This is a genomic window from Vibrio agarilyticus (genome assembly GCF_012641465.1).
In the GTDB taxonomy this organism is placed as follows: domain Bacteria; phylum Pseudomonadota; class Gammaproteobacteria; order Enterobacterales; family Vibrionaceae; genus Vibrio; species Vibrio agarilyticus.
In genome coordinates this window covers 150,698-176,455 of sequence record NZ_JABAIK010000003.1, presented here as the reverse complement: position 1 = coordinate 176,455, position 25,758 = coordinate 150,698, and the positions used below count along the sequence as shown (strand labels likewise).

The following is a 25,758-nucleotide window of genomic DNA, read 5'->3' as shown; positions in this document are numbered from 1 at the left end:
TTCCAGAATGATCCGCTCTGGCTAGACTCGATATTTCACTAAGCTGCATTTTGGTTTAATTCAAATCAACAGATTAGAGGGAAACCGTCACCTTAAACCTACACAAACAAGATTTGATTTGGTTTGATAATCAAAATACAATCACATTCAAATGATTTGATTGTCAAACTAAAGGGCTATCATGGCACACTCACTGGAACATACACACAACTTCACTGAGCATAATCACCATGGTGAAAAACGGACGCTATGTGTATTACTACTAACCTTAACGACTATGATCGTAGAAATTGTGGCAGGCACCGTTTACGGCTCTATGGCATTGCTTGCTGATGGGTGGCATATGGGGACACACGCTGCCGCTTTCTGTATAACGTTGTTCGCTTATCGTTACGCTCAAAAAAACGCATCAAATAAACGCTTTTCATTTGGCACAGGGAAAGTCAGTGTTCTGGGTGGATATACCAGCGCTATAGCGCTTGGGATTGTGGCTATCTTAATGTTTGTTGAATCGGTAGATCGCCTATTTAATCCAAACTCTATTCAATTTAATGAAGCGATAATCGTTGCGCTGATCGGGCTATTCGTTAACATCTTAAGTATGTTCTTGCTAGGAGATCACCATCAACACGGCCATGAACACAACCACTCCCACCATCATGATCACAACCTTCGCGCCGCATATATGCATGTTCTTGCTGATGCCTTGACATCCGTTCTAGCGATTGTTGCGCTTATCTTTGGTAAGTTTTATGGCTGGAACTGGTTAGACGCCATTATGGGTATGGTCGGCGCTATCGTTATTACAAAATGGACATTCAATCTACTGCGCCAAACCAGCCCTATATTACTGGATGAAAGCATAGATGAAGGCTATTGCGAAAAAATAGCGAAGGATCTGTCTCCATACTGCAAAGTTACCGATTTGCACATTTGGAAGATTAGCGCCGACCACTATAGCGCAGCAATAACGATTGATTCACATAGTCAATTATCCCTGAATGACTACAAGCAAAAGTTGTCCAAATTTGATAAGATTGCCCATCTGACTTTGGAAGTTCATTCAAATAATGCAACACCTTGAAATTTTAAATCAATTGCTTACCGAGTTTTACGATAAAATGTCGTCATGGGAGCTATCTGTCGTGAAAGAAACGGGATACTCCCTTGCTCAAGTCCATACGATTGAGGTACTGGGTTGCCATGGACCAATGCGAATGAAAGAGTTGGCAGATAAACTCGGCATTACGACAGGAACTTTAACGGTTCAAGTCGATAAGTTAGTCTCTGCCAACTTGGTTGAGCGCCTACCCCATCCTGAAGATAGAAGATCGATTGTTGTTGACCTAACCGAGCAAGGCCAAAAAATCCATAGGCATCATAATCAACTTCATCTTGAGTTAGTCAAAGATCTCACTCGAAACATCGAAGGACGCGACATAACACAATTTGTTAATACTCTGAAAAAAATAAATTCAGAATTTTAAATCAACTCACTCTTGGTGATAGCATGCCCCTGGCATTCCAAACTGGCACGCCTTCTCTTTACTCTAGAATTCTTCCGTGCGCTGTAACGCGGCTAGATCACCCATATAACGTTGCTTTTTTCCTTTTCCGTCATTGACGTATTGGAACGTTTCGTTACCTTTACCGCATACAACAATTAAGTCACCCTGTTCGCTTAGCTGTTTAGCCAGTTTTATTGCTTCGGCTCGATCACTAATTTCAAAATGTGGGGTATTGCTGATTGAAAACGTTAATGCTCGAAAAAGTTCACTTTGCTCTGCGCCCATCGGGTTGTCTGAAGTAAAAATGAGTAAGTCTGCATATTGAGCGCATATCTCTCCTATTGCGCTCGCTTGCTGAATTCGATCGCCAGTAACGCCCACAACGACAATAAGTCGATTACGAACATGGGCACGAACATTCTTTAGCAATGAGCCTAACCCGTCACTATTGTGAGCATAATCAACAAGTCCAATAGCTCCATTAGACAACTCGATAAACTGAGCTCGACCATCAGGCGTTTTTAGTAATTCGATAGCGTTTCCTGCTGCCTTCAGCGTCCATCCCAAACTGATAAGTACGGCGACGATCGCCAGCACATTCTCAACGTTATAATCAAATGGCATCGGAGAGTTAACCGTTATGCGCTCCTCCTTAAACACAAGATCAAAACATGTCCCGCGTAGGGTAGACACAATCTGAGTGGCATTTAAATCGGCTTGAGAATTCTCAATAGCAAATGTCAATATATTCACTCTTTGAGCTGCACGCTCTATAGCGGCATCAGCGTGTGGATCATTTAGGTTAACAACCAACGTACCTTGAGGCCTTATTCGGTCAATTAACTGTAATTTGGCTTGGACATAGCTATCTTTGGTTTTGTGATAATCGAGATGATCCTGCCCAATATTGGTGATCACACCAACCTGCAAAGAAACAAAACCCGCTCTATCTTGCGATAGCGCATGGCTACTTAACTCCATTATATTTAAATCAATACGTTGCTTTCCCATCTCATTGAATAAATTAAGTAGCGTCACACCATCGGGGGTTGTGTTGTCCAAAGGGATATCGAAGTCCGCTATTTTTGCGCCTAACGTTCCGATATAAGCACTTCGACAGCTTCGGTTTAAGATTTGATTCAAACAATCAGACACAGTGGTCTTACCGTTAGTCCCTGTAACTCCTACGTGCTTGAGCCTCAAATGAGGATGGCGATAAAAGGCCTTCACTAACGCTAAGCTTTGGTAATAACTCTCGGTAACCATCACGGGGATAGCTAACGTCATGGCACGATTGGCAATTATCGCACTAGCTCCTTTTGCAATCGCCTCTTCGACAAACTCGTGACTATCCACATTATTACCTTGGCGACAGATAAACACATCACCTTGCGTAACTTCTAAGCTATTGGTTTTAAACTGATTAACATTCAAGGACTCTAGTAGCTCTAGGTGCGCAGAAATGGCAGGGCTTCGCATTGGGTATTCCTTACTTCAAAACTAACTTGAGTATAAAGAGGCGAATATAATTAATGAAATCGAATGATTTCATCTTCTGCATTGAATACACTAATAGTCATATGACATAAAATGGAATCTCTATGAACGCGATTAATTGGCAACGTGTCGATCTGAATCTCTTGCTGACTTTTGATGCACTATTTCGCTACAGAAGTGTATCGAAAGCCGCCGAGTCTCTGCATTTAGGGCAGCCGGCAACCAGCTATAATCTCAAACGGTTACGCGAGCTCTTATCCGATCCGTTATTTGAACGAGATGGCAATATAATGCGCCCAACCGCTAGAGCTTATGAGATTGAACCCAAAATCACTGCAATAATGACCATCATTAGTCAAGACATATTGCAATCCAATATATTTGCGCCTGAGAAGTTTGAAGGAATTTTTAAAGTCGGATTCAGTGATTATGCTGAGCAGATCTTTGCTCCGGATTTATTTGACCAACTGCAAATGCTAGCACCAAACGCCAAAATATTGTTTCGACCTATCGATGCCAATGATTATCTTGGGGCTTTGGAGTCACAAGAAATTGACTTGTGTATTGGTGTATTTGCTGATCTTCCAAACAAAGTGAAAAGCACTTTTTTATATAGGGAAAGGCATCTTTGTACTTTCGACAACAATGTTCTTCAATGTGAATTACCCATTTCATTGGACACTTACTTAAATACTCCTCAAATGATTGTTACGGCGAGTCATGAACTTTCAACTCAAGTTGATAAGAAACTCGCCCAAATGAAAGTAAAACGAAATGTCGTTCTTGGTACCACCCGATTCCTTACCATCAGAAGGATGTTAACTGGAAGACGGATCCTCGCCGTAATGGCTGAAATGGTTGGTAAGTCGCACTTAATCGACGACCGTTTAACTTTGTGTGAGCCGCCAATCGATATACCTGATTTTGATATTGAAATGCTATGTTTGAGAAGTGACAGTCAACACCCAAGAATTGTTTGGCTTTCGGAGTTAGTCAAAAACATCGTGCAAGAAAAAGTCTCATTGCTACGGAATTGATTCTTCTCCCAAATTGGTAACAGGGGAGTTCTTTGTCGCCACTTGGTAATTTGGGGGCAAAAAAAGAGCCGCTAAAAGCGGCTCTAAACTATTCGGAATTTTCGAAGTATTGATTACTTCTCTTTACCGTAAACGTTGTTCTCTTGCTCTAGAACGCGGATGAACGTAGTGCGCTTAGTTAGCTCGCGAAGCTCTGCCGCGCCTACATAAGTACAGGTTGAGCGTACGCCACCTAGGATGTCAGAGATAGTGCCGTGCACTGAGCCACGGAATGGCAATAGTACGGTTTTGCCTTCTGCTGCGCGGTATTTCGCAACACCGCCAGAGTGCTTGTCCATCGCAGACTGAGAAGACATGCCGTAGAATTTCATGAATTTCTCGCCATCTTTTTCAATCACTTCGCCGCCTGACTCTTCGTGGCCTGCTAGCATACCGCCAAGCATAACAAAGTCTGCGCCACCACCGAATGCTTTAGCGACATCTCCAGCACAAGTACAGCCACCGTCACCCACGATACGACCGCCAAGGCCGTGCGCTGCATCAGCACACTCGATAATAGCTGACAGTTGTGGGTAACCCACGCCTGTTTTTACGCGCGTTGTACATACAGAACCAGGGCCAATACCGACTTTTACAATGTCTGCGCCCGCAAGAATCAGCTCTTCAACCATGTCACCTGTTACAACGTTACCTGCTGAAATCACTTTATCAGGAAACGCTTCACGCACTTTTTGTACGTACTCAACTAGGTGCTCTGAATAACCGTTTGCGATATCGATACAGATGAAAATGAGCTCTTCCGACAACGCCATAATGTCTTTGGTCTTTTGGAAGTCCGCTTCTGATGTGCCGGTTGAAACCATCACATTGTTCAATACTGTTTTTTCTGCTGAAGCAACAAATTCCGCCCAGTCTGACACTGTGTAGTGCTTATGCACTGCGGTCATTACGCCGTGCTCTGCTAACGCTTTTGCCATTGCAAAGCTGCCCACAGAGTCCATGTTTGCAGCAATTACAGGCGTGCCAGACCATTGACGCCCACTATGTTTGAAGGTAAACTCGCGGGTTAAATTTACTTGAGAACGGCTTTTTAGCGTTGAACGCTTAGGGCGAAACAGTACATCTTTGAAGCCTAACTTAAGTTCTTGTTCGATACGCATTGTGTAATTCCTTGATTCATGTATGTATGTGTCACTCAGTGCGTCGTGGACTTGTTGGCAGACAAGACCGCTGTTCTTCGGACACAAAAAAACCGGGGCGTTGGCAGACGCTCCGGTTTTCAGCATTATAGGCAGCGATTTCTTTTCTACAAGACTGATAATTTAAATTTTTTTCTGATACACTCTTACAACGTTGCAACCTAATCTTAGCCAAATCCAAATCTCATCTTAAATATCAACAGGTTAGCCAAAAATCCCCCTTCAGGCCTTTTCACGCAATCCTTTGCTTTGACGATTTTTCAGCCGGATTTATCGACTTTTTACGCCATATGACACGTCTGGCCTCGCACTTTTCTTGTCTATTTGGTCAAAAAATTTCTTTTTCTAAGCGCTATTTTCTCTTTTTCGCTGGTGATGTCCTTGTTTTTAGCGCTCAAAAACGGCAAAGTATACAGAACGACATATTGTTAAGTTAATTTTATTCGTACACGTTTCGCTAATAATTCGGTCTTGATTTGCTAAATTTACGCGCTCTCTTGGCTTGGTATACCCAAATAACTTGGAGCTATCGATCGCCGGCAAAGAGCCGCGCCTTTGAGCACTTTGTGAACATAGATGGACTATGTGATGAGGTCTTCAAGTAGAGCGGCTATAAGAGGATCTATGAAAGGACATAACATGCACAGTTTTCTATCTTTTTTCCGTTATGCAACATTACTCACTGTTTTTACGTGCCATGCTGCAAGCGCCAAGGGCCCCCATGAATTTTACGCGCACGTTGGTGTGTCAACCTTCTCCGCTGGAGATCGTTCAGAAAACGGTCTGTATACTCAAGCAGGGTACAACTACTTTTTTAGTCCTTTTCTTGCACTGGATATTAACTATTCTGATGCCAACTCATTTAACAAAGATCTTTCACCAAGCGACCCTGCTTTTACTTCGCAAGCTCGAGGATTTGGGGTAGGAGCAAAGCTGATGCACGATGTCGGAAGGATCATTTTGCAAGCTAAGGCTGGCATAAGTTACTTAAAGATCACCCACGATTATTGGGATAATAGCCAACTGGCATTCGTTGAAACTAAAGATAATCACATCAGCCCCTATGCCGAAATTGGCATAGGGGTGCTCTCACCATGGACCAAAAATCTCATCGTCAATATCAACTATCAGTATCAAGTGGCCAGTGATGAGATTGATATTTCTAGTATCTCATTGAGCGGGCAATATTTTTTCTAACACGCTACTGGATTTTGTGCCGGGATGTTCAATTTCCACTATCTGATTGAGCACCATTCGCAGCGAATCAATAACATCACTCGCCAATAATCCGATAACGCCCTCATGTTGCACATTCAGATCGGCGGCGCTACTGTGCGCTAAGACGCCTAGTAACGCCGCCTCCAATAGATCATACTTTTGCGCTAACAGTGCACCAATTAAACCCGCGAGTACATCCCCCATTCCTCCGGTTGCCATGCCAGGGTTTCCTTGACGGCACACATAGGTTGTTTCACCATCGTCAATCAGGGTTCCTGCGCCCTTGAGTACAACCACGCCACCGTATTTTTGCTGCAACTGCCTAACGGCTTGATAGCGATCTTGCTCAATTTCAGTAATCGACACTCCGAGCAAACGTGCCGCTTCACCCGGATGAGGGGTTAGAATACGCTGCGCATCTTGCTGTGGGTTAAGTGACAGTAAATTTAACGCGTCCGCATCGAGTACTTTTAACACTGGAAGCTGCGCCGCGGCTTGATACCCTGCTCTCCCCCAATTACTCTGGCTGAGCCCGGGGCCTAGCACCAGCGCTTGAGCCCAACTTAGATCTGGTTGTGGTGTAACCTGAGCCTCACCAACTAATGACTCAGGTTCAATAAAACAATCTACCATCGCTTCAGGGCAACTCAATTGAGTGGGCAACCTTGAATCGGGATGTGTGATCACTTTGACTAAACCTGCACCACCACGTAGCGCCGCATGGGTTGCCATTCGAATCGCCCCCGACATACTGTGATGGCCACCAAATAAGATCAAACGGCCATTGTCACCTTTGTGGGCGCACATTTTGCGCCGTTTAACGAGTTCGGCAATGGCACTGGCGTTCATACCAAAGCAATGAGTGGGTTCTGTGGCAATAAAGTGATCGCCTATCGCTATGGTTTGCAAATGCAATTTGCCAACATATTCGCGTGCAGCCCCAGTGACTAAGCCTTTCTTAATCCCAATAAAGGTAATGGTTTCCAAGGCGCGAATCACGCTCCCTTCGGCTATCCCCACAGCCGCATTTAGCCCCGATGGAATATCAACGCTGATAATCGGCAATTGACTGGCGTTAACTTGGTCGATAATTGAAGCGATTTCTTCGCGTGCAGGACCGGATAGCCCGGTACCTAAAATGGCATCAACAATCATTTCGCTGTTACTAATGCATTGCGCTAAAGCGGCGGTCGAACTTACCTCATTTCCAGCGTCTACCCACTGCTGAAATGCACGCAATGCATCGCCCGACAGCGTTGCCGTGTCGATAGTGGAGACGAGTTGAACCGTTAAACCGGCTTGTTGCAGTTCTAATGCAGTGACATAACCATCGCCACCATTATTTCCCCCACCACATAGCACCAAGACTGACGACGTCGCGGAGTGCGTGTGAATGATGTGTGCAGCGACCGCTTTACCAGCGCGCAGCATCAATTGATAAAGCTCGATACCCTGCTCATCGGCGACAGTGCGCTCACCACGGCGGATCTGTTCGGGAGAAAATAACGGCTGCAGCGTTTGCAAATTCATAAGCTACCCTCGTACATTGCGTCTACGAAGATGGCATCACGAACGGTCTAAACCCCCTTGCAACTTGAAGATGCGGGTAGGTGGTAAACGAGCAAAGCCTTTGCGCATAGATAAAGGTTTGCAAGAACCAGCTACCCCTGCAACGTCAATTAGGACGGGTATAGAATGACGCCATCAAATATGCCAAGTATACTCGATGACGTTTAACTTGACGGTTATGTTTTCAAGTATGAAATGTCAAGGACTCCAATATCGGCGTTCACTCGGCGGTAACGAGTTTTTCTGCCGTCACATCTTGAATCGACAGAAACAGTGAATTCACTTCTCCTGACGGGGTACGCATCGGATTTAGAGTCACGTTTTGATACATGAAATTCACCTGTTGAGTGATAGGGCGAACATTGCGGCACTTGAACAAATAAGGGCGCTGCTGCCAAGTAATAAAACTTCGGCATCCAAGCTCAAAGACAGGTTTGGCTTTCATTCTAAACCAAGCTTGATGTATTTCAGGAAATACATCAAAAAGACTTTTTCCCAGTACGTCATGAGATTGTTGTCCACTATGATGTGTCATAAAACCATTCCAGACTTGGATCTGATAATCGCGGTTAATAACCACCAATCCCATATCAACATTTTGAACCATATCCACCATCCAGTGAAATTGTTCAAATTCAGCAGGTAGATGTAACATCAAAAATCCTCCATCAGGTACGCCAACTTGTTATTGAGCAGAGGAAGCGATTCATCAACAAACATAAAGAGTAAATCACAACGAATTGATGTTCCTTCAATGTTGTAGCTCACTTCAAACGTCATGGTTTTATGGAACACCCCCGTTGTTGATTCAATCACAGAGTCGATAGAGATGTGTTGCCCGAGTAAGACGGGCGTACTTTGGAAAAAACGAACATCCGCTTGCGCGCCCAATCCATTTAAGAAAGAACCGACTAAAATATTGGACACGTCCATGAGCAATTCTAACTCGATAACTCGCTCATCTTGTGCGATTAATTCAGGCGCCTGCATCAATTTTTTCAGATCATCGACACTGGAGTCACTTAAAAGCACCAGTGCTTCGCCCGCAATGCCTTCTCCACAAAAACCTTGGCACACCCCAGAGACATTATCGTGACGCGCAATATCTTTAAGCGCCATGTGTAGCTCACCCAACTCCAGAATATTCACATTTGGTAGCGGCAATTGAACAAAAACATCAAAGTGACGCGCAAGTGCATCTGCCGCGCGACCAATCGCGACGTTCGCCACCTCCATATAAATATCGCGGCGACGTAATATTGGAAGTTCGGTTCGTATCGGTTGAATGATTTGTGGCAAGGCATCCGGCTGCACCAATTCTCTTAGCGCCGCTTTTAGCTCATCATGGTTTATCGGCTTATGAATAAACGCCTTGGCACCTAAGGCAAACACACGCTCTTTGGCTTTAGGTTGAATGTCTCCCGACACAACAACAACCGGAACGTTGATGTCTCGTTGACGCATCGCTTCAAGCGTGCCAAAGCCATCGAGCTCCGGCATGGTCAAATCAAGAAACATCAATCGAAATGTGTGCTGACTCAATTTTTCTAAGGCATCAAGACCATGTTCAGCAAAAATAATTTCAGCATTCAATGATGCTGGCAGGGAACGCGCAATCTGCTTTCGGGCTAAAGCAGAATCGTCGCAGATTAATACGGGTAAAGACATAATGTTCCCTCCAAAACGCCGTGTTATGCCTCATCAAAATACGTTGAAAAACGTCGAGATTACAAACGGTTTTCTCAATTACTTATGAGTTGATCAAAAAAGCCTAGCACAGTGGCTAGGCTTTGTTCATTTAATCGACAACGCGCTGCTTATTAAACAACCAAACTATTATATAATTTGATTTTGGCTAAGAAACCACTTCGGCATCAACCGCTTCAACAGGCAACACTTGCTTAACATAATCACCCGGTGCTGGGCCTAATATAGGATGTAACTCGGAACCACGTCTAAATGGTTCAATTTGTTCCTCTTGGTTATACTGTGCAAGCCAATGATTCCAATGCGGCCACCAAGATCCTTCTTTGTACTCAGCATTATTCATCCATTCTTCGGCGTTGTCATCGAGGTTATCATTTAACCAAAATCCGTATTTATTCTTACCAGGATGGTTAACAATGCCAGCAATGTGGCCTGATGCGCCAAGAACAAACGTTTTGTTACCACCGGTATTCAACGCACCACGATACGTGCCCTGCCACAAAGCAATATGATCTTCTTTGGTTGAAACAAAATAAGTTGGAATGCGAATTTTGTTTAGATCTATCCATACACCACCGATCTTAACGCCTTTCTCTTGAACCAATTTATTTTCCAAATAGAGCTCGCGTAACATAAAGTTATGACACGCAGCAGAGACATTCGTGCTATCGCTGTTCCAGTACAATAAATCAAAATCAACCGGACTGTTGCCTTTGAGATAGTTGTCAATGTAGTAGTTCCAATACAAACTATTTTCACGAAGCAAACTAAAGGTCACACTCAAAGAACGGCCATCCATATAACCTTTCGCATTATTTTGCGCTTCGATTGCTCTGACAACGGGGTCATTGATATACGCGCCCACTTCCCCCGGTTGGGAGAAATCAAGAATTGTGGTAAAGAAGGTGGCAGATTTAATCCGCTTTTTCATTCGCTTCGCGGCGTAATACGCTACGGTACTCGCAAGCACAGTACCACCTATGCAGTAACCTGCGGCGTTAATCTGCTCTTTACCCGTGATTTCTTCGATCGCCGAGACAGCTTTAACAACCCCTTCGGTCACATAATCACCAAATTCTACATTGGCTTGGGCTGGTCCAGGATTTCGCCACGACATCATAAAGACACTGTGACCTTGTTCTAACAGCCAACGCACCAAAGAATTTTTCTCGGTTAAATCAAGAATGTAATACTTGTTGATAAATGGTGGGACGATCAGTAGCGGTGTCGCATTTACTTTTTCAGTCAATGGATGGTACTGAATCAGTTCAAACAATTCGTTGCGAAACACAACATCACCTTGCGTTTTGGCAACATCGTCTCCAATACGAAATGCATTGTTGTTTGTCATTCTAATTTTTAATATATCGGCACTGGCTTCCACATCTTGTTTTAATTGCTCCATCCCCGCCAGCAAGTTCTCACCATTTTGTTCCATGGTTAAGTGCAATAATTCTGGGTTTGTTGCGATAAAATTTGAGGGAGAAAGTGCATTGATTGCCTGACGCGAGAAAAAATTTATGCGCTCTTTCGCTTTTTCATCAAGGCCTTCAATTGAGTCAATCGTATCAAGATAGGTTTTACTAAATAATAGATAAGATTGTTTAATGAAATTAAATATGATTTCGGACTGCCACGCTTCGTTAGAAAAACGCTTATCACCACGCTCAGGATCGATGACACTCTCTCCATTATTTGCTAAAGCGACGTTTTGCCAAATTTGAAGCTGTTTTTCCCACCATTCCGTCTGCACTTTAAGTAATGCACCCGGTTGCTCCGCAGCCTTTTCAAGGAACTGGACTGAGTCTTCAAGACTCACTTCCTGCATGGCTTTATTCAAAGGCGAGTTTACGGCTGTCTTGTTGCTTTCAAGATCATGCCACCACTGTTGATTGCTTTCTTGGAGCTTGACAAGATAGTCCGAAAAGAAGTTTTGAAACATAACGATACTCCTGTATTCGGAAAAAGCGCCACCACAAGGGTGGCGCAAGATACGGGGACGCCTAAATAATGTTTTTGAGTCATCGATATATCAATATCACAACGATTCATTAATCATATAATGATCTAAAAATAACACGATTTAGGTATTTGCCAGCACCAGAATTAAGCGGGTGTTACCGTTTTCATATTTTCCGATGTCAACTGCTCTACATCATCTTTAAACTCTTTAGCAATTGCTTGAAGCTTATTACTGTCATCTAACATTTGTTGAGATAGTTTCGTTAGCGCACCAAGTTGCTGGCTATTAAAAGCTGCAAGTGACGTAATATCTTTTACGTCAGATGCCGCTTTTAGCTGGTTTAAGCCCATTTCACTATAAGTGCGCGCCGCGCTCAGTTGCAGTTCAGTAAGAACTTCAACGTTTTTAGTCATTAATTTATTAAACTTAAAGTAAGGTTCTAGGCTTTTTTCAGTTTGATCAGAAAAAGTTTTAAAAAAATCCGTATACATGACGTTTCTCCTAATAATAAACGTTTAATTCAGCATCAATGAATCGATTTAACAACAACGGCTGTGCCCATACCGCCACCCACACAAAGTGAAGCCACGCCGTATTGTCCTTTTTGTCTATGAAGTTCATGGACCAGTGTCACTAAAATTCGGTTGCCCGACGCACCAAGTGGATGACCCAGTGCAATTGCGCCCCCATTCACATTGGCTTTATTCAGGATATCTGACGAAGGTACGCCATGTTTTTCAGCCAACTGATGAATTACACCAAGCGCTTGCGCCGCAAACGCCTCATTCAACTCATAAAGATCAATATCACTCGTGTGCAAGTCTGCTTTTTCAAGCGCCTTACTCACGGCTTCTACAGGGCCTAAGCCCATTAATTTAGGATCTAAACCAGATTGCCCATAACCGACGATTTCGGCCATCGGCTCAAGTCCCAACTCTTGGACCGCCGTTTCAGAGGCGAGCACTACCGCGCTTGCGCCATCGTTAATGCCAGAGGCATTACCTGCGGTCACAGAACCTTCTTTGTCAAAGGCAGGGCGCAGCTTGGCTAACCCTTCTAACGTTGCATCCGATTTTGGGTATTCATCTGTATCAAACGAAACCGTATTGCGACGCTGCTTGACTTCCACGGCAATGATTTCATCTTTAAATTTACCCGCTTCAATCGCAGCAACCGCTTTTTGCTGACTTGCTAGGGCGTAACGATCTTGCTCTTCACGACCAATCCCAACTTCTTTAGCGATATTCTCTGCTGTCACACCCATGTGATACTGGTTAAACACGTCGGTTAAACCGTCGTTGATTAACAGATCTTGCAACGTCATACTGCCCATTTTTTGCCCATCGCGCACCGCGCCCGGAACCGCAAATGGAATTTGAGACATCACTTCGACACCAGCTGCCACTACAACCTTGGCGTCACCGCTGCGAATGTGCGATACCGCGTCCATCACTGTCTTCATTCCGCTGCCGCAAACCATGTTTAAGGTATAAGCTGGGACAGTTTCTGGAACATCAGCAAAGATAGCCGCCTGACGCCCCACGCTCATTCCTTGGCCTGCACCTATGACATTACCGACAATGACTTCATCAACACACTCAGGGCTAACATGCGCCGCCTCAAGTGCGCCTTTCACTGCTACTGCTGCGAGGCGACCGGCTGGCACATTTTTCAAACTGCCACCAAAGGCACCGATAGGGGTTCTTTTTGCTGATACAATAAATACACGTTCCATAGTCTTACCCTCTACTGCATGTACAAGCCGCCGTTGACGGAAATGGTTTCGCCAGTGATGTAGGCGCCAGCGTCACTGACTAGGTAGCCAACCGCTTGTGCGATTTCTTCAGGTTTGGCCAAACGTTTCATTGGAATTTCGTTCTTGATAGCGTCAAGCACTTCAGGTTTCATTTTTTCAACCATAGGTGTGCCTGTGTAGCCCGGAGCGACAACATTCACTGTCACGCCACTGCGAGCCCCTTCAGCTGCCAACGCTTTTGAAAAGCCAATCATGCCTGCCTTAGCTGCAGAGTAGTTGGTTTGACCGAACTGGCCTTTGAGACCATTGACTGAGGAGATATTAACGATGCGCCCCCCCCCTTTTTCACACATGGCCGCAAAAAGAGGTTGAGTCACGTTAAATAAACTATTGAGGTTGGTTTCAATGACGTCAAACCAAGCACTTGCAGACATTTTCTTAAACACACCATCACGAGTAATACCCGCGTTGTTCACAATCACATCAATCGTGCCTTCTTCTTCAAGAAGTTGATTTAAGCGTTCAGCACACTCGTCTGTGTTGGTGACATCCAGTTCAAAAAGACGAACTTGCTCATCATTGAAGCCTTTTTCGTTCTGCCATTCCACCGCACAGGTGTAAGCGCCAGTGAAATACGTTGCGATGACACGATAACCATCGTTGACAAGTTGTGAGGAAATTGCCGATCCAATTCCGCCTTTTGATCCTGTGACCAAAGCGACTTTCTTCATTTGAGACTCCATTCGTAACAGCAAAGATAGAAACCAATCAGCCACAAATGCCAATTGGCTAGCAGTTGAATCCGCACTTACGTTGAGTGCGTATCTATTAATTTAAGCTAACGTAGAAATATTACATTTCAAACTTATTCACAATAAATATGCATATAGTTGAACAAGATCTCAAACCAGTGAAATGTTAGGAAACTGTTAACCAAAAAATTATATTTATATTTTTCAATGCGTTAAAAATAAAAATGAGCAACTTAAAAATACAACACATTGTTAACAAACGATTTCACTTAACAACAAAGCCAATGCAATTTCACTATGCAAAACAGGTTGCGTTTTCGAATGATATCCTTCGTTAACTTACTCATTTTTAGGCTAAGTAATTGCGTTTGCGTCTCATTGAATGCAAACGTCCTACGAAATAAACCGCAAGAAAGGGGGCGAATTCAGTTGAAAAAATTCGACTGATAGATGGCAAAAAGCCACGCCGATTGGATGGGCGTGGCTTTGTTAGATTTCTTCGATTTGGTAATTCAATTACGGATTATCGTCTACCGGTGTCGGCTGGTAGTGCATGGCGGTGAGTTTTAATTGTTCAGCAAGAACCGTACTAATCGATATTGATGACCATGTACCACAGAAGACGCCAATAAACATTGCCGTTGAAAATCCTAGCAGTGGTTCGCCCCCCATCCACCATAACGCAGAGACGGTGATCAAAGTCGTCCCTGACGTCACCATTGTGCGGGAAAAGGTTCCTCGAACTGCGTAATCATTGATGTCTGCTGTCGTCCATGTTGGCTTTGCAATCAACAATTCACGAACTCTATCTGCAATGATTATTGAATCGTTAAGTGAGTAACCTAAAATGGCGAGAATTGCCGAAAAGACGGTGAGATTAAATTCCATGCCCGTTAACGCAAAAAAACCAAGCACGAGCACCACATCATGCGCCAAAGCCACTAGCGCGCCAGTGGCCAAACGCCATTCAAACCGCAAACACAAATAGGCAAGTATACTTAGCACGGACACCAATAACGCCATAGTGCCAGCCTCTACGAGCTCATCGCCAACTTGTGCCCCCACGACGCTATGACTAATAATGTCGACTTGGTGAGAAATTTGACCCAGCAACTGTGCCAGATTTGGCGCAACCATGTCGTTATTCGGCATCGCGTAACGAATCAACCAACGCCCCTCTTCTGCCGCTTTGGTTATGGCAAAACTGGCATCTATCTGTTGATTTAAATGCGCGCTCAAAGATTGATAACTTAGTGATGGGTCAATAATGACTTCCGTCACCATGCCACCCGTAAAATCCAGCCCCCAGTTTAAACCTTGGGTCATTAAAGCGACTATGGCGATTAGCACGAGTAGTAGTGAAACCATGGTGGTTGAGTAACGCATTGCACGAACACGATTATTAATTAGCGTCATTTTTATACCCTCACATTGCGGCGATTATCTTGGCCCCAAATTAGATTAATAATTGCTCGTGACACAAAAATGCCAGTAAACATACTTGTCAATAGACCTAAACCTAATGTTAACGCAAACCCCTGAATGGGCCCGTTTCCTAGGGTGTACAACACCACAGCAGTGATCATCGTCGTGATATTGGCATCCAAAATGGTGGCAAAAGCACTGTCAAAGCCGCAATCAATTGCCGCAGCAAAACTTCGGCCTTCTTGCATTTTGTCTTTGATACGTTCAAAAATGATCACATTCGTATCAACCGCCATACCAACAGTAAGTACTAACCCAGCCATTCCCGGCAGAGTAAGTACCGCGCCGGGTAAGAGTGCAATCAACCCTAACAAGCAGAGCATATTGGTGCACAAGGCAAGATTTGCCACCCAACCCAACCTGCGATACCAAAGTGCCATAAACAGCAACGTTAGGCCTACCCCCAACACCAAGGCCGCAAAACCATTGGCAATGTTCTCTTCACCTAAAGAGGCTCCAATTGTTCGCTCTTCCACTATGGTCACTGGCGCAGTTAAAGAACCTGCTCGCAACAACAAAGCAAGTGATTGAGCCTCTTGCATTGAACCTACCCCGGAAATTTGAAAGCGGCTGCCAAGCTGGGATTGAATTGTCGCGACACTAATCACTTGCTCTGATTGGCTCGTATTACCAAAGGCGTTAGTGTGATACTCACGATACACCGTTGCCATTGGCTTTCCGATGTGTTGACGTGAATAATCACTCATCATGGCTCCCCCTTGGCTATCGAGCACAATGTTGACCACCGCGTTGCCCATTTCATCCACACCGGAATGAGCATCAACAATATGCTCACCGCCGAGCACGGGGCGACGAGCCAATTCAACATTACCGCCTTCATTACTCGGCAGCACTAAGGATCCACCCGCCTCAACACTGTAAAAGGCAAGACTTGCGGTAGCACCAATGACTTGTTTCGCTTGCGCCGGGTCTTGAACGCCGGGTAATTCGATACGAATGGCATGGCTGCCCTGACGTTGTACCGACGCCTCTGTGATACCAAGCTCCTCAATTCTTTCACGCATGATCTTGGTATTTTGTTTAATCACCTCATTGACGAACTGTTGCTGATAGGTTTCCTGAACAGATAAGCGCCAGTGGTTACTTTCTTGATCCACCTGCCAATGGGAATACTGACTCAAATACTGATTTAATTGGCTCGCGATAGCATCGTTCGAACCTGAAACTCTAATGTCTCCACTTGGTAGAACGTTTACTTTGACGCCACGGATACGAGCTTCTCGAAAATAAAGACGCAGATCTTCTGACATCGCCGTTGCCTGCGCATGAAATGCCATATCAACATCCACGTTTAGCAAAAATTGAACGCCACCACGTAAATCAAGCCCGAGCTTCACCGGCATTAAACCCAAACGAGTCAACCAATCTGGTGCCATAGATAAAAAGGCGTAGGTCATTTCAGTATCTTGGGGCAATAAGGTGGCCAGATGATCGCGCGCGCGCGCTTGGTCTGCTTCGTCAGAAAAAATGACCGTCACGCTATCGCCGACTCGTTTGATTTCATAAACAGGAACGTGCGCTTTTTCCAGCTGCTGATAAATCATAAGAGGCTCAATCGAGGCATTGAGCGTCGACTCTGATTGTATTTGAATGGCTGGTTTTTCACCGTACCACGTTGGTAATGCACTGAGTGCCAATATGGCAACAGTTGTCACCAATACCAAATATTGCCACATCGAATAACGATTGATGACTTTGGTTTTTTTTATGATTTTTTTCATGTAACTCACCTCACGCCATGATGTCAATTGGGGCAAAAAATGCTCTCAAACCACAGCGATAAAACACCTGTTATCACCAAACAACATCAAGCTGCTGTTTAATGGTTGTGCACAGAGCCTTTGAGTCTCAACAGACTCAAAGTTAAATGGTGCAAGCGCTAGCCCGTTTTCGTAAACAAAAAGGCTTCAGCGTTAAATAAAAGGAGTTATACCCAAATAAATTGAAGATGCAGGGAAGCGACCAGCGAACAAAGCTTCTGAACACTTCGTGAACATAGATACACTAGGTGATGAGGTTTTTGAGTGCCTTTCAACACCGCTTCAGCTTCAGGTAAACAGGGTATATAAGATGAGTTAGAACTGGCTATTTAGCGCCACATAAAGCGCGTTCGTTTCCTTCCAACCTGCCAATCGATAATTTTCGATAAAAGAATAGAGACGAGATAGACACGCTAGCGTGCAAGATGGAGCGATTGAATCATTGGGCTTAGCCGACGTAAAACGTTCGACATCGGCAAGATTAGGATCAGGGGAATCATCAGAGAGTAAAGGTAAAGAGCGGAATGAAAGTGCAAGGCGAAGTTGAGGAATCACCCCAAGAACATCGCTACCAAATTCAGAATCGGAATAGGGGTAAGACTGTGTCACCCCGACCGCACGCTGACTCGGTTCCAACGTTGCGTGGACTATCCCTGACACTAAAATCAGCAGTAGAGAGATGAGACCAAGTCTAACACGTTGAATCACGTTCGAGCTTCCATTTTACCACATGGTTCTTTGCATGCCCTTGCGGGCGAGAGTCTTATACTTAAACGACTGGAAACTGCAGACAGGTGAAGAGCAAACGAAGCCTCGGAACATAAATACAGATATGATGAGATTTGTCGTAGCAACCCGTTTTAAATCAAAAGGGGCAGCGCCTTCAAGTCGAGTAAAGATAAGATGCATTGGTATGTTAAGCCGTTATCACAAACCGTGCAATGAAATTTGCGTGATACCATCATGAGCAACACGAAATAATTCGCCATTGTAGGCGTTTAGATAAATCTTATTCGTGCGGCGTAGCCCGCCACAATAAACAAAATAAACAGGATCAGATGAAAACGTGACACTACGAACCCATCCCGACAGAGTTTCTAGATCTTGCGGTTTACACACAGCCTGACTTAATAACTGACTCGTCGCTTTGCGAAACACCTCACGATAACGAGTCAAGTCGTCAGATTGCTGTAAATATCCATCTAAAATCGCCAGCTGCTCCGCTTCATCGATTTGAGGAAGTGTGCGCGATAACGCGCTTAATGAAACCCACTCAGCAACCGCATCGCGCCCTTCTTGATACACAATATAGTCAGCGATGCGACCAAATTCAGCGCCCTCAACCTCATAAACCACAACAGACTGCCCAAGGTATAAATGCCCCATCGTGACACTGTTTTTTTTCGGATGACTTTGTACTGCGACTTTTCGCTCAACGACGTAGTACTCTCCTGTCAATGAAACGGTGGGTTCCGGCGGCGATATCAAAGGTATGATCGGCGCAGGTAGCTCCTCATCCTTCACAACGATTGATTCAGCTGCGTCAACTTGCGATGGCTCTTGCTCAAAATAAGCGTAATAACTCGCCCCCGCTCCTATTAGCAGCAACGCGATGATCACTATGCGAAATACTTTTTTCATGCATCTTTACCAATTTATCATGCGTATTTAGTCAACAACCTTCACATATACCATACTCTAATCCAACAAAAGAATCCTTTGTGAACATATGGTTAAAAGCAATAAAAGAGAGAGCTACGTCACAATAATGCTTTACTTTTGCTGGTTTTTTAGGTAATTTTCTATCCCATAGTCTTTACTAAACTCACAATTTGGCTGGATATGATGCAAAATGATATGCGTTTCAATCGTTTGAACTACACGGATTGTTCACAGAGTACTAAAGCCAAGATCTTATCAGTGGTGCGACACCTTGAAGAGAATGGATCGATTAACGAGTTAGAACTATGCCGAATTTTTGGAGAAACAATTTGGTGCGATGGTAGTGCTTATCACTCGTCTGCCGTCTCCTTTATCATTGATGAAGCTTCTGCGTGCTGTGAAATCGCTCGTGTCAGACACAGCTAATGTAAACGTGACATTAATTTGACACTCAAATATCATTAAACAAAAGCCAGCTTATTGCTGGCTTTTGTTATTTTAATAAAGAGTCTATACCCAAACAACTTGAAGATGCAGGTAGGCGACCAGCGAACAAAGCCTCTGAGCATAGATAGGCTATGTGATGAGGTTTGTGAGTGCCCGTCAACACCGCTGCAGCTTCAAGTAGGACGGGTATATCCAATCGACATCTCGTCTCAAGAGAGTGAATCTTCACTTTGCGCCGCTTTAGTCGCTACGAAACGCGTATGATAATCAATGAAAGCATTGTGTAATTCATGCTCTTTAATTGGTTTCACTATCACATAATTTGCACCAGCGGCAAAAAACGCGTCTCTTGTCGATAATTGAGTATCTGCAGTACAAGCGTATATTGGCATATCAAGCTTCAAGGACGTACGAATCATTGTTGTTGTTTCTATACCACCTAATTTCGGCAGTTGATTATCCATTAAGATCAAATCAAAATGACGTTCTTTTAACGTTTCAAGCGCATCGTAACCGTCTTTCACCCAAACCACTTTCATGCGGTACTTCTCACAAAATGTTGTGATAATGAAGGCATTGGTATGGTTATCTTCCACCAGTAACACCTCTTGTGGCGTTTCAAACAGATCTTGAGGCTCTATTTTTACGCGTGATGGAGCAGGCGAGTGCGTCGTTTTTGCGCGTTGTACCGGAATGTTAACGACAAATGTTGTTCCAGAACCCGGCTGACTGGTCACGTGAATATCCCCTTTAAGCATCGCGACTAAGTTCTTCACAATCGCCAAACCAAGGCCACTGCCTCCATAAACCCGCGTTGTCGTCGCCTCTGCTTGAACAAAAGGATCAAAAATTCGGTTCAATTTTTCGCTTTCAATCCCGATGCCTGTATCTGACAAACGAATACTCAGCACATCACACTCAGCATGGATAAACTCTTCCAAAATGAAATCAATCGTAATCGAGCCTTTATGGGTAAATTTAACCGCGTTACTAGAGAGATTGAATAAGATTTGATTCAGTCGAACCTGATCAGTATAAAAGCGGACTTGAGGTGGTAAATGATCATTAATAATGAAATCGACATCCTTTGCCTCGCATAGCGGACGATAAATATTTTCCAATGTATTAACGCTATCGGAAAATAAAAAATCGCTCTTTTGAATATCAAATTTACCTTGTTCAATCTTAGAGAAATCAAGAATATCATTGAGCACTGCAAGCAAGTGTTCGCCACTGTTACACAATACTTCTATCTGTTTTTGACTTTCAGGCTTATCAATTGAATGACGCAACAATTGAGCCACACCTAATATACCGTTTAGTGGTGTACGAATTTCATGACTCATTCGTGCAAGAAAGTCTGCACGAGCTTGCGCTGATTTTTCTGCTTCACGTCGAGCAAAGTTACTTTGCTTTTCTGCCTCAATGAGCGTGGTGATGTCTTGCCCTTGAACAATAATGCCACTTATCCCACTCTCCACTTTAATTGGCGATAAATTCCAACGGAAGATTTTGTCAGCGATTGGCACATTAATCCCTGTGAGGGTCGCACCCTCCGCCGCCAGTAAAAGATGAGGCGTTAATTTCAGTCGAAAACGTTGAAAAACTGGGTGCCCACGCTCTACAGAATCGAGTTGTTCTACCACCAACTCTCGACGAGCCGCGGGATTCATCTGTAATAACTGCCCTTCCTCAGACCAAACCATAATTGGCGACAAGGCAAAATTGAACAGATCTTGAAACGAACGTTTCTGTGATTCAAGCTGTTCAAATGTGTCTTGCAGCGTAATGCCAATATGCTCAAATTCTTGAATATCAGAACCAGAAAAACGACGAAACTGTGCAGAATCCCCTGCAGATTTAGTGTAATTCATCAAACTCTTCAATGAATTAGACACCCTATTTTGGACCCATTTTCGAATCAACAAAGAAAAGACAATCATAATAAAAATGGATATTACAATTGCTATTAGGTGACGTTTTTGCATTGATGCAACATTGCTATTGTCTTGAATAGAGAGCAGCATCAACCCTGTAATGGCATCATTGATTTGGATTGGTGTTTTAGTGATCAGATAGTTCCTAAATTCACCAAGCAGACCATAATTTGCCACTATAGTGTCAAGATCATATGGTTCATCACTATTTAGAGAATCAGCAATCGGTGTTTGATCAACTAATAAAACGACGTCATTGCTATTACTCTCAGTTTGCAGAAGCTCAAGTAACGGATAATTGTTATCCAACACAACGGATACATAAACCTGCCCCAACACTTCGCCAGTTTCATTATTAATTGCAGGGCTACGTCGCACCAACATATGGCGTCGTCCACGCAAGGTTGCCATTGGAACGTATTGCCAGCGCCCGCTCACCGCGACCTCTTTCGCCATAGCGGCTAGCGCAGTATCATTAACTCCATAAAAAAGAGCATTTCCATCTTCCCAAATAATATGATTATGACGAGTGAGAAAACGAAATTCAGGGGTATGTAAAGAGTCGGTTTGATCAATGCTAACAAAAAAATCACTTAGTGCTTCACTATCACCTCGCCGATAATAATCACGAATCGCTTCACTTTTTGCGTTACTGTCGTGCAACATTTGAATCACTGAAAAATGATTATCAAATAAGTTGTGTAATAAGGCCGACGTTTGCTGTCGTGAACGCACCACTTCGCGTTCGATGATTTGATTACTGAAATAATTATTCTGTAAAAAAATCCCTAACGTCATAAATCCGAGAACTAATACGACGATGCGAGTAATTAACGTAGCAAGCGAGTAGCGTTGTTTAATTCGACGACTGTCCATATTAATGATCTGAATACCTGAACGCTCTTTGTTTCAGCGTTTCAATGCGAGCGGGCGAATCTTCTTTAGTGACCAATTCAAAATCCCCCGAATAAACGGTTGGAACCTGCCGCCCTTCTAAATCCCATTTAATCGCCTCTGCCATCGCTACGCCAGTATCGTCATTCATGCGCATGACAGTCACGTCAAGATCACCACTAGCAATGGCATCTAGCTCTGCTGAACCACCTCCCCAACCATTGATCAACACATCATCACGTTCTGCTTGATCGAGCGCCTCAACTGCCCCAAGAGCGACGTCGGTAGAACACGCATAAATAAAATCAATATCAGGGTATTTTTTTAGACTACGTTGAGCCGTTTCAAACCCGGAGCGTTTGGTCGCCTTAGTGTAAAATGAACTTTCAAGCTGGTAAGCGTCAAAATTGTCCATGTAATGTATAAAAGTATCACCGCGCGCGTCGCTGATGTAACCTTGCGAAAAATAAAGCAATGAATAATCTGCGCCTTGAGGAAAACGCTCTCGGTAGAAATCAGCAATTTTCTTGCTACCGACAACATGATCAAACCCAACATAAAGAAACGGCTGGCGCTGATCCCAAGCTTTCAATGGCGTAGTAATGTTCTGTAAGATGATTTTGGTCTCTGACTCCAAAACATATTCAATATATTTGCGATGACGAGTGGTATCGAGAGTAAAAATAATATAATCGGTTTTATTTTCAATCGCATCACTTAGCGTCCGTCCAATCTGGCGCGAATCCGCATTTGGCCGAGTGAAAAAGCGTTTAATTTGGTAATCAACATTGAGTTCATCAAGACGTTTTACAAATGCCGCAGCATTGCGCACCCAATAATCTGAGACCTGCTCTCCTGGAGATACAAACGAAATTGTCACCGGGCGAGACTGAACCGTATTCAGTGGCTCTGGGCTTTGACGTACTGTTTGAGAAAAATTAGTAACCAGATCCGTTTGTTCTGGGAATTGGGCGAGAAACGCACTATATGACCAATATTGCTCTAGCTGGTTCGGCATATCTTTTGCCCCAACACTCGCACTTACCATACAGAGCCAAACACTCACAATTACTAATCGTCTTTTCATCTCTTTATCTTTTCACTTTATACCCGTTCCACTTGAAGCCGTTTGGGTATAGATAGGGCAATATGTCTACTACTACTGATAGCATATCGCTGAACAAGCACCAAGTGTTGCAAGCAGCAGATCAAACCAAGATCAAATCGATAACATAATTTGAACGCTGTTGGTGTGATCTATGTGGATTTTTCGATGGCCAAGAATCAGTTGTTCTTTTGTCGATTTGGGCAATTGTTTGAGAGCGTATTCAACTCGAGCAGCTAAGGAGCGGCTGCCTACGTGATACTGCCAAACTAGCTGTAATGGCATTTTACCTCGTAACGCTTTAGCACCTCGCCCAGCTTGATGAAGCGCAAAGCGACGCTCAACATCGTTGCTTATTCCGCAATAAAGCGCGTTAAAACGAGTGCGAACGAAGTATACACTCCAGCTTGTTGCTACCTTACCGGATGGGATAATCGGCATAAACTCCTCTTGATGAGACAGAGGCTATACCCGTACCACTTGAAGCTGCAGCGTTGTTGACTGGCGCTCGCAAACCTCATCACATAGCTCATCTATGCTCAGAGGCTTTGCTCTCTTGTCACCTACCTGCATCTTCAAGTTGTTTGGGTATAACTGCATCTAGTGATGCATTAGATATCGCTTTTGCAAAAACGACAACCGATACGGCATTACGCTATAAGTTCTCTTAGAGCCTGAAGTTCCTCGCGCAATTCTGCCACTTCTGCCTCAAGCTGATTCACTCGCAGTTGCAGGTCAGCATCACTAGAGCTTGAAGATGGCGCCGTCAATGCGATAGCGGAGACATCCACCTCACCGCAAAACTGGTGCATGTAACGAGATTCTCGCTTACCGGGTTCACGTGGCAATTTAACCACAAGGTGACCACGTTCTTCGGTCCCCAAGTGCTCTAACGCATTCTCGACTTCTTTAACATCGGCAAAACTGGCAAGACGATTAGTGCGCGTTCTCAGCTCCCCTGGTGTTTGCGCGCCACGTAACAACAAACAGCAGATGATCCCCTTTTCTTGCTCGCTCAGTTGAAGATCACCAAACTCGGTATTGCAAAAGCGGTGTTGGTATTTGCTCGTACGGCTATTAAAGGCACTTTCATCGCTCACTAAGCGGCGCGCAATCAACGCATCTACGGCATCAAGGACCTCAGACTCACTCAATTGCATCACAGGCTCGCGATTGCTCTTTTGATTACAGGCATTCGTCAGTGCGTTTAGGCTCAATGGGTATAAGTCTGGTGTCGTGACTTCTTTTTCCATCAAACAACCGATGACGCGAGCTTCAATAGGCGTTAACTCAATTTTCATTATTATTATCCTTTTAATGCAACAAACCTTCGAATGTTAAAAACCTCACTTTCTACTTTACGCAAAATCGCAGTGATAACACTGCCCACTTTTCTGTTATCAATGTTCGATGATAAAAGCAAACCGTTGTAATTTGCCGTGGCTATCGATCATCACGATTTTGCTACGATTCAGCTCGACTTCAAGTTGCTCTAGGTGGTCGCGTTCGCTTAGGTAAGCGATTTTGAGCTTCTCGAGAGGAGGCGTAGCTTGGGTAAGTGGCTGCGTCAGTGGCGGTGTAAAATCAGACATAGAAAGGTTTGACGAGAAATAACTCATCGTAATATAACCACATCGTTGTACTAGCTCAAGTAGCGATACCCAACAAGTTAAAGGTGCAGGTAGGCGGGATGGGAAGCCTCTGAGCACTTCGCACACAAAGAACAGCTGTGCAATAAGGCTTCAGAGTACCCGCCAACAACACAACAACTTCAAGCAGTACGGGTATATACAGCCTGCGCGGTTCGCACTACAATGGCTTAAGATTCTGTCGCTTTGAGATGCAATACTGATAGCGACATACCAAAGTAATAGTTAAGGAATAGTGTTATGAACAGCGTATTTGAGATCGTAGCCCAAGCGCGCCGCAAAAATAAACTCAAGCGTGAGCTTGTTGATAATGAAAAGAAAGTGCGTGATAACCGTAAGCGTGTTGATCTTTTAGAGAACCTACTTGATTACATCAAAGCCGATATGTCACATGACCAAATCGTTGCCATCATTAAAAATATGAAAGCCGATTATGAAGATCGTGTCGACGACCACATCATCAAAAGTGCTGAAATTTCAAAATCTCGCCGTGAGATCAGCCGCCGCATCCGCGAATTAACCGAAGAAGACAAACAAACCAGCGGCAAAAAATAATTCGAATCCGTCAAAACCGCCTTTCGGCGGTTTTTTT

23 protein-coding genes are annotated in these 25,758 nt (G+C 44.1%); 5 read left to right on the top strand and 18 right to left on the bottom strand.

Going from position 1 to position 25,758, the window contains the following annotated elements:
- The first annotated feature begins 181 nt into the window (after positions 1–181).
- A complete protein-coding gene (dmeF, locus tag HGP28_RS04420) occupies positions 182–1,084 on the top strand; it encodes a CDF family Co(II)/Ni(II) efflux transporter DmeF (RefSeq protein WP_168835240.1) in 903 nt (300 codons plus the stop codon).
- Positions 1,071–1,487 carry a MarR family winged helix-turn-helix transcriptional regulator gene (locus HGP28_RS04415; RefSeq protein ID WP_168835239.1) on the top strand — a complete coding sequence of 139 codons (417 nt, stop codon included), beginning with the start codon at positions 1,071–1,073 and terminating at the stop codon, positions 1,485–1,487. The genes dmeF and HGP28_RS04415 overlap by 14 nt, the downstream gene beginning before the upstream one ends.
- Positions 1,488–1,550: 63 nt before the next feature.
- Here the strand turns inward: HGP28_RS04415 and HGP28_RS04410 are convergent, their stop codons facing one another.
- A complete protein-coding gene (locus HGP28_RS04410) occupies positions 1,551–2,942 on the bottom strand; it encodes a Mur ligase family protein (RefSeq protein WP_246225551.1) in 1,392 nt (463 codons plus the stop codon).
- 167 nt (positions 2,943–3,109) lie between these two features.
- Between HGP28_RS04410 and HGP28_RS04405 the strand changes: the two genes are divergently transcribed.
- The gene (locus HGP28_RS04405) at positions 3,110–4,042 is read left to right on the top strand and encodes a LysR substrate-binding domain-containing protein (RefSeq protein WP_168835237.1); all 933 of its coding nucleotides are present in this window, start codon (positions 3,110–3,112) and stop codon (positions 4,040–4,042) included.
- A gap of 113 nt (positions 4,043–4,155) precedes the next feature.
- On the opposite strand, the gene HGP28_RS04400 is transcribed toward HGP28_RS04405, so the two are convergent.
- A complete protein-coding gene (locus tag HGP28_RS04400) occupies positions 4,156–5,202 on the bottom strand; it encodes a GMP reductase (RefSeq protein WP_168835236.1) in 1,047 nt (348 codons plus the stop codon).
- A gap of 615 nt (positions 5,203–5,817) precedes the next feature.
- Here HGP28_RS04400 and HGP28_RS04395 point away from each other — a divergent pair.
- Positions 5,818–6,438, top strand: coding sequence for an outer membrane beta-barrel protein (locus HGP28_RS04395; RefSeq protein WP_246225550.1), 621 nt, complete (start codon positions 5,818–5,820; stop codon positions 6,436–6,438).
- Here the strand turns inward: HGP28_RS04395 and HGP28_RS04390 are convergent.
- The 16 genes from HGP28_RS04390 to HGP28_RS04315 all read right to left on the bottom strand — a co-directional run bounded on the left by HGP28_RS04390 (position 6,412) and on the right by HGP28_RS04315 (position 25,109).
- On the bottom strand, positions 6,412–7,989 hold the full coding sequence (locus tag HGP28_RS04390; RefSeq protein ID WP_168835235.1) for an NAD(P)H-hydrate dehydratase: 1,578 nt from the start codon (positions 7,987–7,989) through the stop codon (positions 6,412–6,414). The genes HGP28_RS04395 and HGP28_RS04390 overlap by 27 nt on opposite strands.
- Positions 7,990–8,248: 259 nt before the next feature.
- Positions 8,249–8,683 (bottom strand): PAS domain-containing protein, encoded by a 435-nt coding sequence (locus HGP28_RS04385; RefSeq protein WP_168835234.1) that lies wholly within the window; start codon positions 8,681–8,683, stop codon positions 8,249–8,251.
- On the bottom strand, positions 8,683–9,696 hold the full coding sequence (locus HGP28_RS04380) for a response regulator (RefSeq protein ID WP_168835233.1): 1,014 nt from the start codon (positions 9,694–9,696) through the stop codon (positions 8,683–8,685). Before HGP28_RS04380 ends, HGP28_RS04385 begins: the two co-directional genes overlap by 1 nt.
- 187 nt (positions 9,697–9,883) lie before the next feature.
- On the bottom strand, positions 9,884–11,677 hold the full coding sequence (phaC, locus tag HGP28_RS04375) for a class I poly(R)-hydroxyalkanoic acid synthase (protein WP_168835232.1): 1,794 nt from the start codon (positions 11,675–11,677) through the stop codon (positions 9,884–9,886).
- Between the two features lie 164 nt (positions 11,678–11,841).
- Positions 11,842–12,189, bottom strand: coding sequence for a phasin family protein (locus HGP28_RS04370; protein WP_168835231.1), 348 nt, complete (start codon positions 12,187–12,189; stop codon positions 11,842–11,844).
- 35 nt (positions 12,190–12,224) lie between these two features.
- Complete coding sequence (locus HGP28_RS04365) at positions 12,225–13,433, bottom strand: acetyl-CoA C-acetyltransferase (protein WP_168835230.1); 1,209 nt, start codon at positions 13,431–13,433, stop codon at positions 12,225–12,227.
- Between the two features lie 11 nt (positions 13,434–13,444).
- Positions 13,445–14,185: an SDR family oxidoreductase gene (locus HGP28_RS04360; protein WP_168835229.1), complete on the bottom strand. Its 741-nt coding sequence runs from the start codon at positions 14,183–14,185 to the stop codon at positions 13,445–13,447.
- A 537-nt stretch (positions 14,186–14,722) separates the two neighbouring features.
- Positions 14,723–15,622, bottom strand: a complete 900-nt coding sequence (secF, locus tag HGP28_RS04355; RefSeq protein ID WP_168835228.1) for a protein translocase subunit SecF — start codon at positions 15,620–15,622, stop codon at positions 14,723–14,725.
- A gap of 2 nt (positions 15,623–15,624) precedes the next feature.
- Positions 15,625–17,433, bottom strand: coding sequence for a protein translocase subunit SecD (secD, locus tag HGP28_RS04350; RefSeq protein WP_168835227.1), 1,809 nt, complete (start codon positions 17,431–17,433; stop codon positions 15,625–15,627).
- A 354-nt stretch (positions 17,434–17,787) separates the two neighbouring features.
- Positions 17,788–18,180, bottom strand: a complete 393-nt coding sequence (locus HGP28_RS04345; RefSeq protein ID WP_168835226.1) for a hypothetical protein — start codon at positions 18,178–18,180, stop codon at positions 17,788–17,790.
- 219 nt (positions 18,181–18,399) lie between these two features.
- The gene (locus tag HGP28_RS04340) at positions 18,400–19,113 is read right to left on the bottom strand and encodes a flagellar basal body-associated FliL family protein (protein WP_168835225.1); all 714 of its coding nucleotides are present in this window, start codon (positions 19,111–19,113) and stop codon (positions 18,400–18,402) included.
- A gap of 677 nt (positions 19,114–19,790) precedes the next feature.
- Positions 19,791–22,394, bottom strand: a complete 2,604-nt coding sequence (gene luxQ / locus HGP28_RS04335) for a quorum-sensing autoinducer 2 sensor kinase/phosphatase LuxQ (RefSeq protein ID WP_168835224.1) — start codon at positions 22,392–22,394, stop codon at positions 19,791–19,793.
- A 1-nt stretch (position 22,395) separates the two neighbouring features.
- Entirely contained in the window at positions 22,396–23,460 is a 1,065-nt protein-coding gene (locus tag HGP28_RS04330; protein ID WP_246225565.1) for a substrate-binding domain-containing protein, read from the bottom strand.
- 171 nt (positions 23,461–23,631) lie between these two features.
- The gene (locus HGP28_RS04325) at positions 23,632–23,958 is read right to left on the bottom strand and encodes a GIY-YIG nuclease family protein (RefSeq protein ID WP_168835222.1); all 327 of its coding nucleotides are present in this window, start codon (positions 23,956–23,958) and stop codon (positions 23,632–23,634) included.
- A gap of 209 nt (positions 23,959–24,167) precedes the next feature.
- Positions 24,168–24,818 carry a YceH family protein gene (locus tag HGP28_RS04320; RefSeq protein WP_168835221.1) on the bottom strand — a complete coding sequence of 217 codons (651 nt, stop codon included), beginning with the start codon at positions 24,816–24,818 and terminating at the stop codon, positions 24,168–24,170.
- 99 nt (positions 24,819–24,917) lie between these two features.
- The gene (locus HGP28_RS04315; RefSeq protein WP_211091883.1) at positions 24,918–25,109 is read right to left on the bottom strand and encodes a hypothetical protein; all 192 of its coding nucleotides are present in this window, start codon (positions 25,107–25,109) and stop codon (positions 24,918–24,920) included.
- A gap of 297 nt (positions 25,110–25,406) precedes the next feature.
- Here HGP28_RS04315 and HGP28_RS04310 point away from each other — a divergent pair, with 297 nt between their 5' ends.
- Positions 25,407–25,721, top strand: coding sequence for a DUF496 family protein (locus HGP28_RS04310; RefSeq protein ID WP_168835219.1), 315 nt, complete (start codon positions 25,407–25,409; stop codon positions 25,719–25,721).
- Positions 25,722–25,758: the final 37 nt, after the last annotated feature.

Bases quoted from the DNA above. Each gene is read 5' to 3' on its own strand.
- dmeF (WP_168835240.1), top strand. From the start codon at position 182: ATGGCACACTCACTGGAACATACACACAACTTCACTGAGCATAATCAC.
- HGP28_RS04415 (WP_168835239.1), top strand. From the start codon at position 1,071: ATGCAACACCTTGAAATTTTAAATCAATTGCTTACCGAGTTTTACGAT.
- HGP28_RS04405 (WP_168835237.1), top strand. From the start codon at position 3,110: ATGAACGCGATTAATTGGCAACGTGTCGATCTGAATCTCTTGCTGACT.
- HGP28_RS04400 (WP_168835236.1), bottom strand. From the start codon at position 5,202: ATGCGTATCGAACAAGAACTTAAGTTAGGCTTCAAAGATGTACTGTTT.
- HGP28_RS04395 (WP_246225550.1), top strand. From the start codon at position 5,818: ATGGACTATGTGATGAGGTCTTCAAGTAGAGCGGCTATAAGAGGATCT.
- HGP28_RS04390 (WP_168835235.1), bottom strand. From the start codon at position 7,989: ATGAATTTGCAAACGCTGCAGCCGTTATTTTCTCCCGAACAGATCCGC.
- HGP28_RS04385 (WP_168835234.1), bottom strand. From the start codon at position 8,683: ATGTTACATCTACCTGCTGAATTTGAACAATTTCACTGGATGGTGGAT.
- HGP28_RS04380 (WP_168835233.1), bottom strand. From the start codon at position 9,696: ATGTCTTTACCCGTATTAATCTGCGACGATTCTGCTTTAGCCCGAAAG.
- phaC (WP_168835232.1), bottom strand. From the start codon at position 11,677: ATGTTTCAAAACTTCTTTTCGGACTATCTTGTCAAGCTCCAAGAAAGC.
- HGP28_RS04370 (WP_168835231.1), bottom strand. From the start codon at position 12,189: ATGTATACGGATTTTTTTAAAACTTTTTCTGATCAAACTGAAAAAAGC.
- HGP28_RS04365 (WP_168835230.1), bottom strand. From the start codon at position 13,433: ATGGAACGTGTATTTATTGTATCAGCAAAAAGAACCCCTATCGGTGCC.
- HGP28_RS04360 (WP_168835229.1), bottom strand. From the start codon at position 14,185: ATGAAGAAAGTCGCTTTGGTCACAGGATCAAAAGGCGGAATTGGATCG.
- secF (WP_168835228.1), bottom strand. From the start codon at position 15,622: ATGACGCTAATTAATAATCGTGTTCGTGCAATGCGTTACTCAACCACC.
- secD (WP_168835227.1), bottom strand. From the start codon at position 17,433: ATGAAAAAAATCATAAAAAAAACCAAAGTCATCAATCGTTATTCGATG.
- HGP28_RS04340 (WP_168835225.1), bottom strand. From the start codon at position 19,113: ATGAAAAAAGTATTTCGCATAGTGATCATCGCGTTGCTGCTAATAGGA.
- luxQ (WP_168835224.1), bottom strand. From the start codon at position 22,394: ATGGACAGTCGTCGAATTAAACAACGCTACTCGCTTGCTACGTTAATT.
- HGP28_RS04330 (WP_246225565.1), bottom strand. From the start codon at position 23,460: ATGGTAAGTGCGAGTGTTGGGGCAAAAGATATGCCGAACCAGCTAGAG.
- HGP28_RS04325 (WP_168835222.1), bottom strand. From the start codon at position 23,958: ATGCCGATTATCCCATCCGGTAAGGTAGCAACAAGCTGGAGTGTATAC.
- HGP28_RS04320 (WP_168835221.1), bottom strand. From the start codon at position 24,818: ATGAAAATTGAGTTAACGCCTATTGAAGCTCGCGTCATCGGTTGTTTG.
- HGP28_RS04315 (WP_211091883.1), bottom strand. From the start codon at position 25,109: ATGTCTGATTTTACACCGCCACTGACGCAGCCACTTACCCAAGCTACG.
- HGP28_RS04310 (WP_168835219.1), top strand. From the start codon at position 25,407: ATGAACAGCGTATTTGAGATCGTAGCCCAAGCGCGCCGCAAAAATAAA.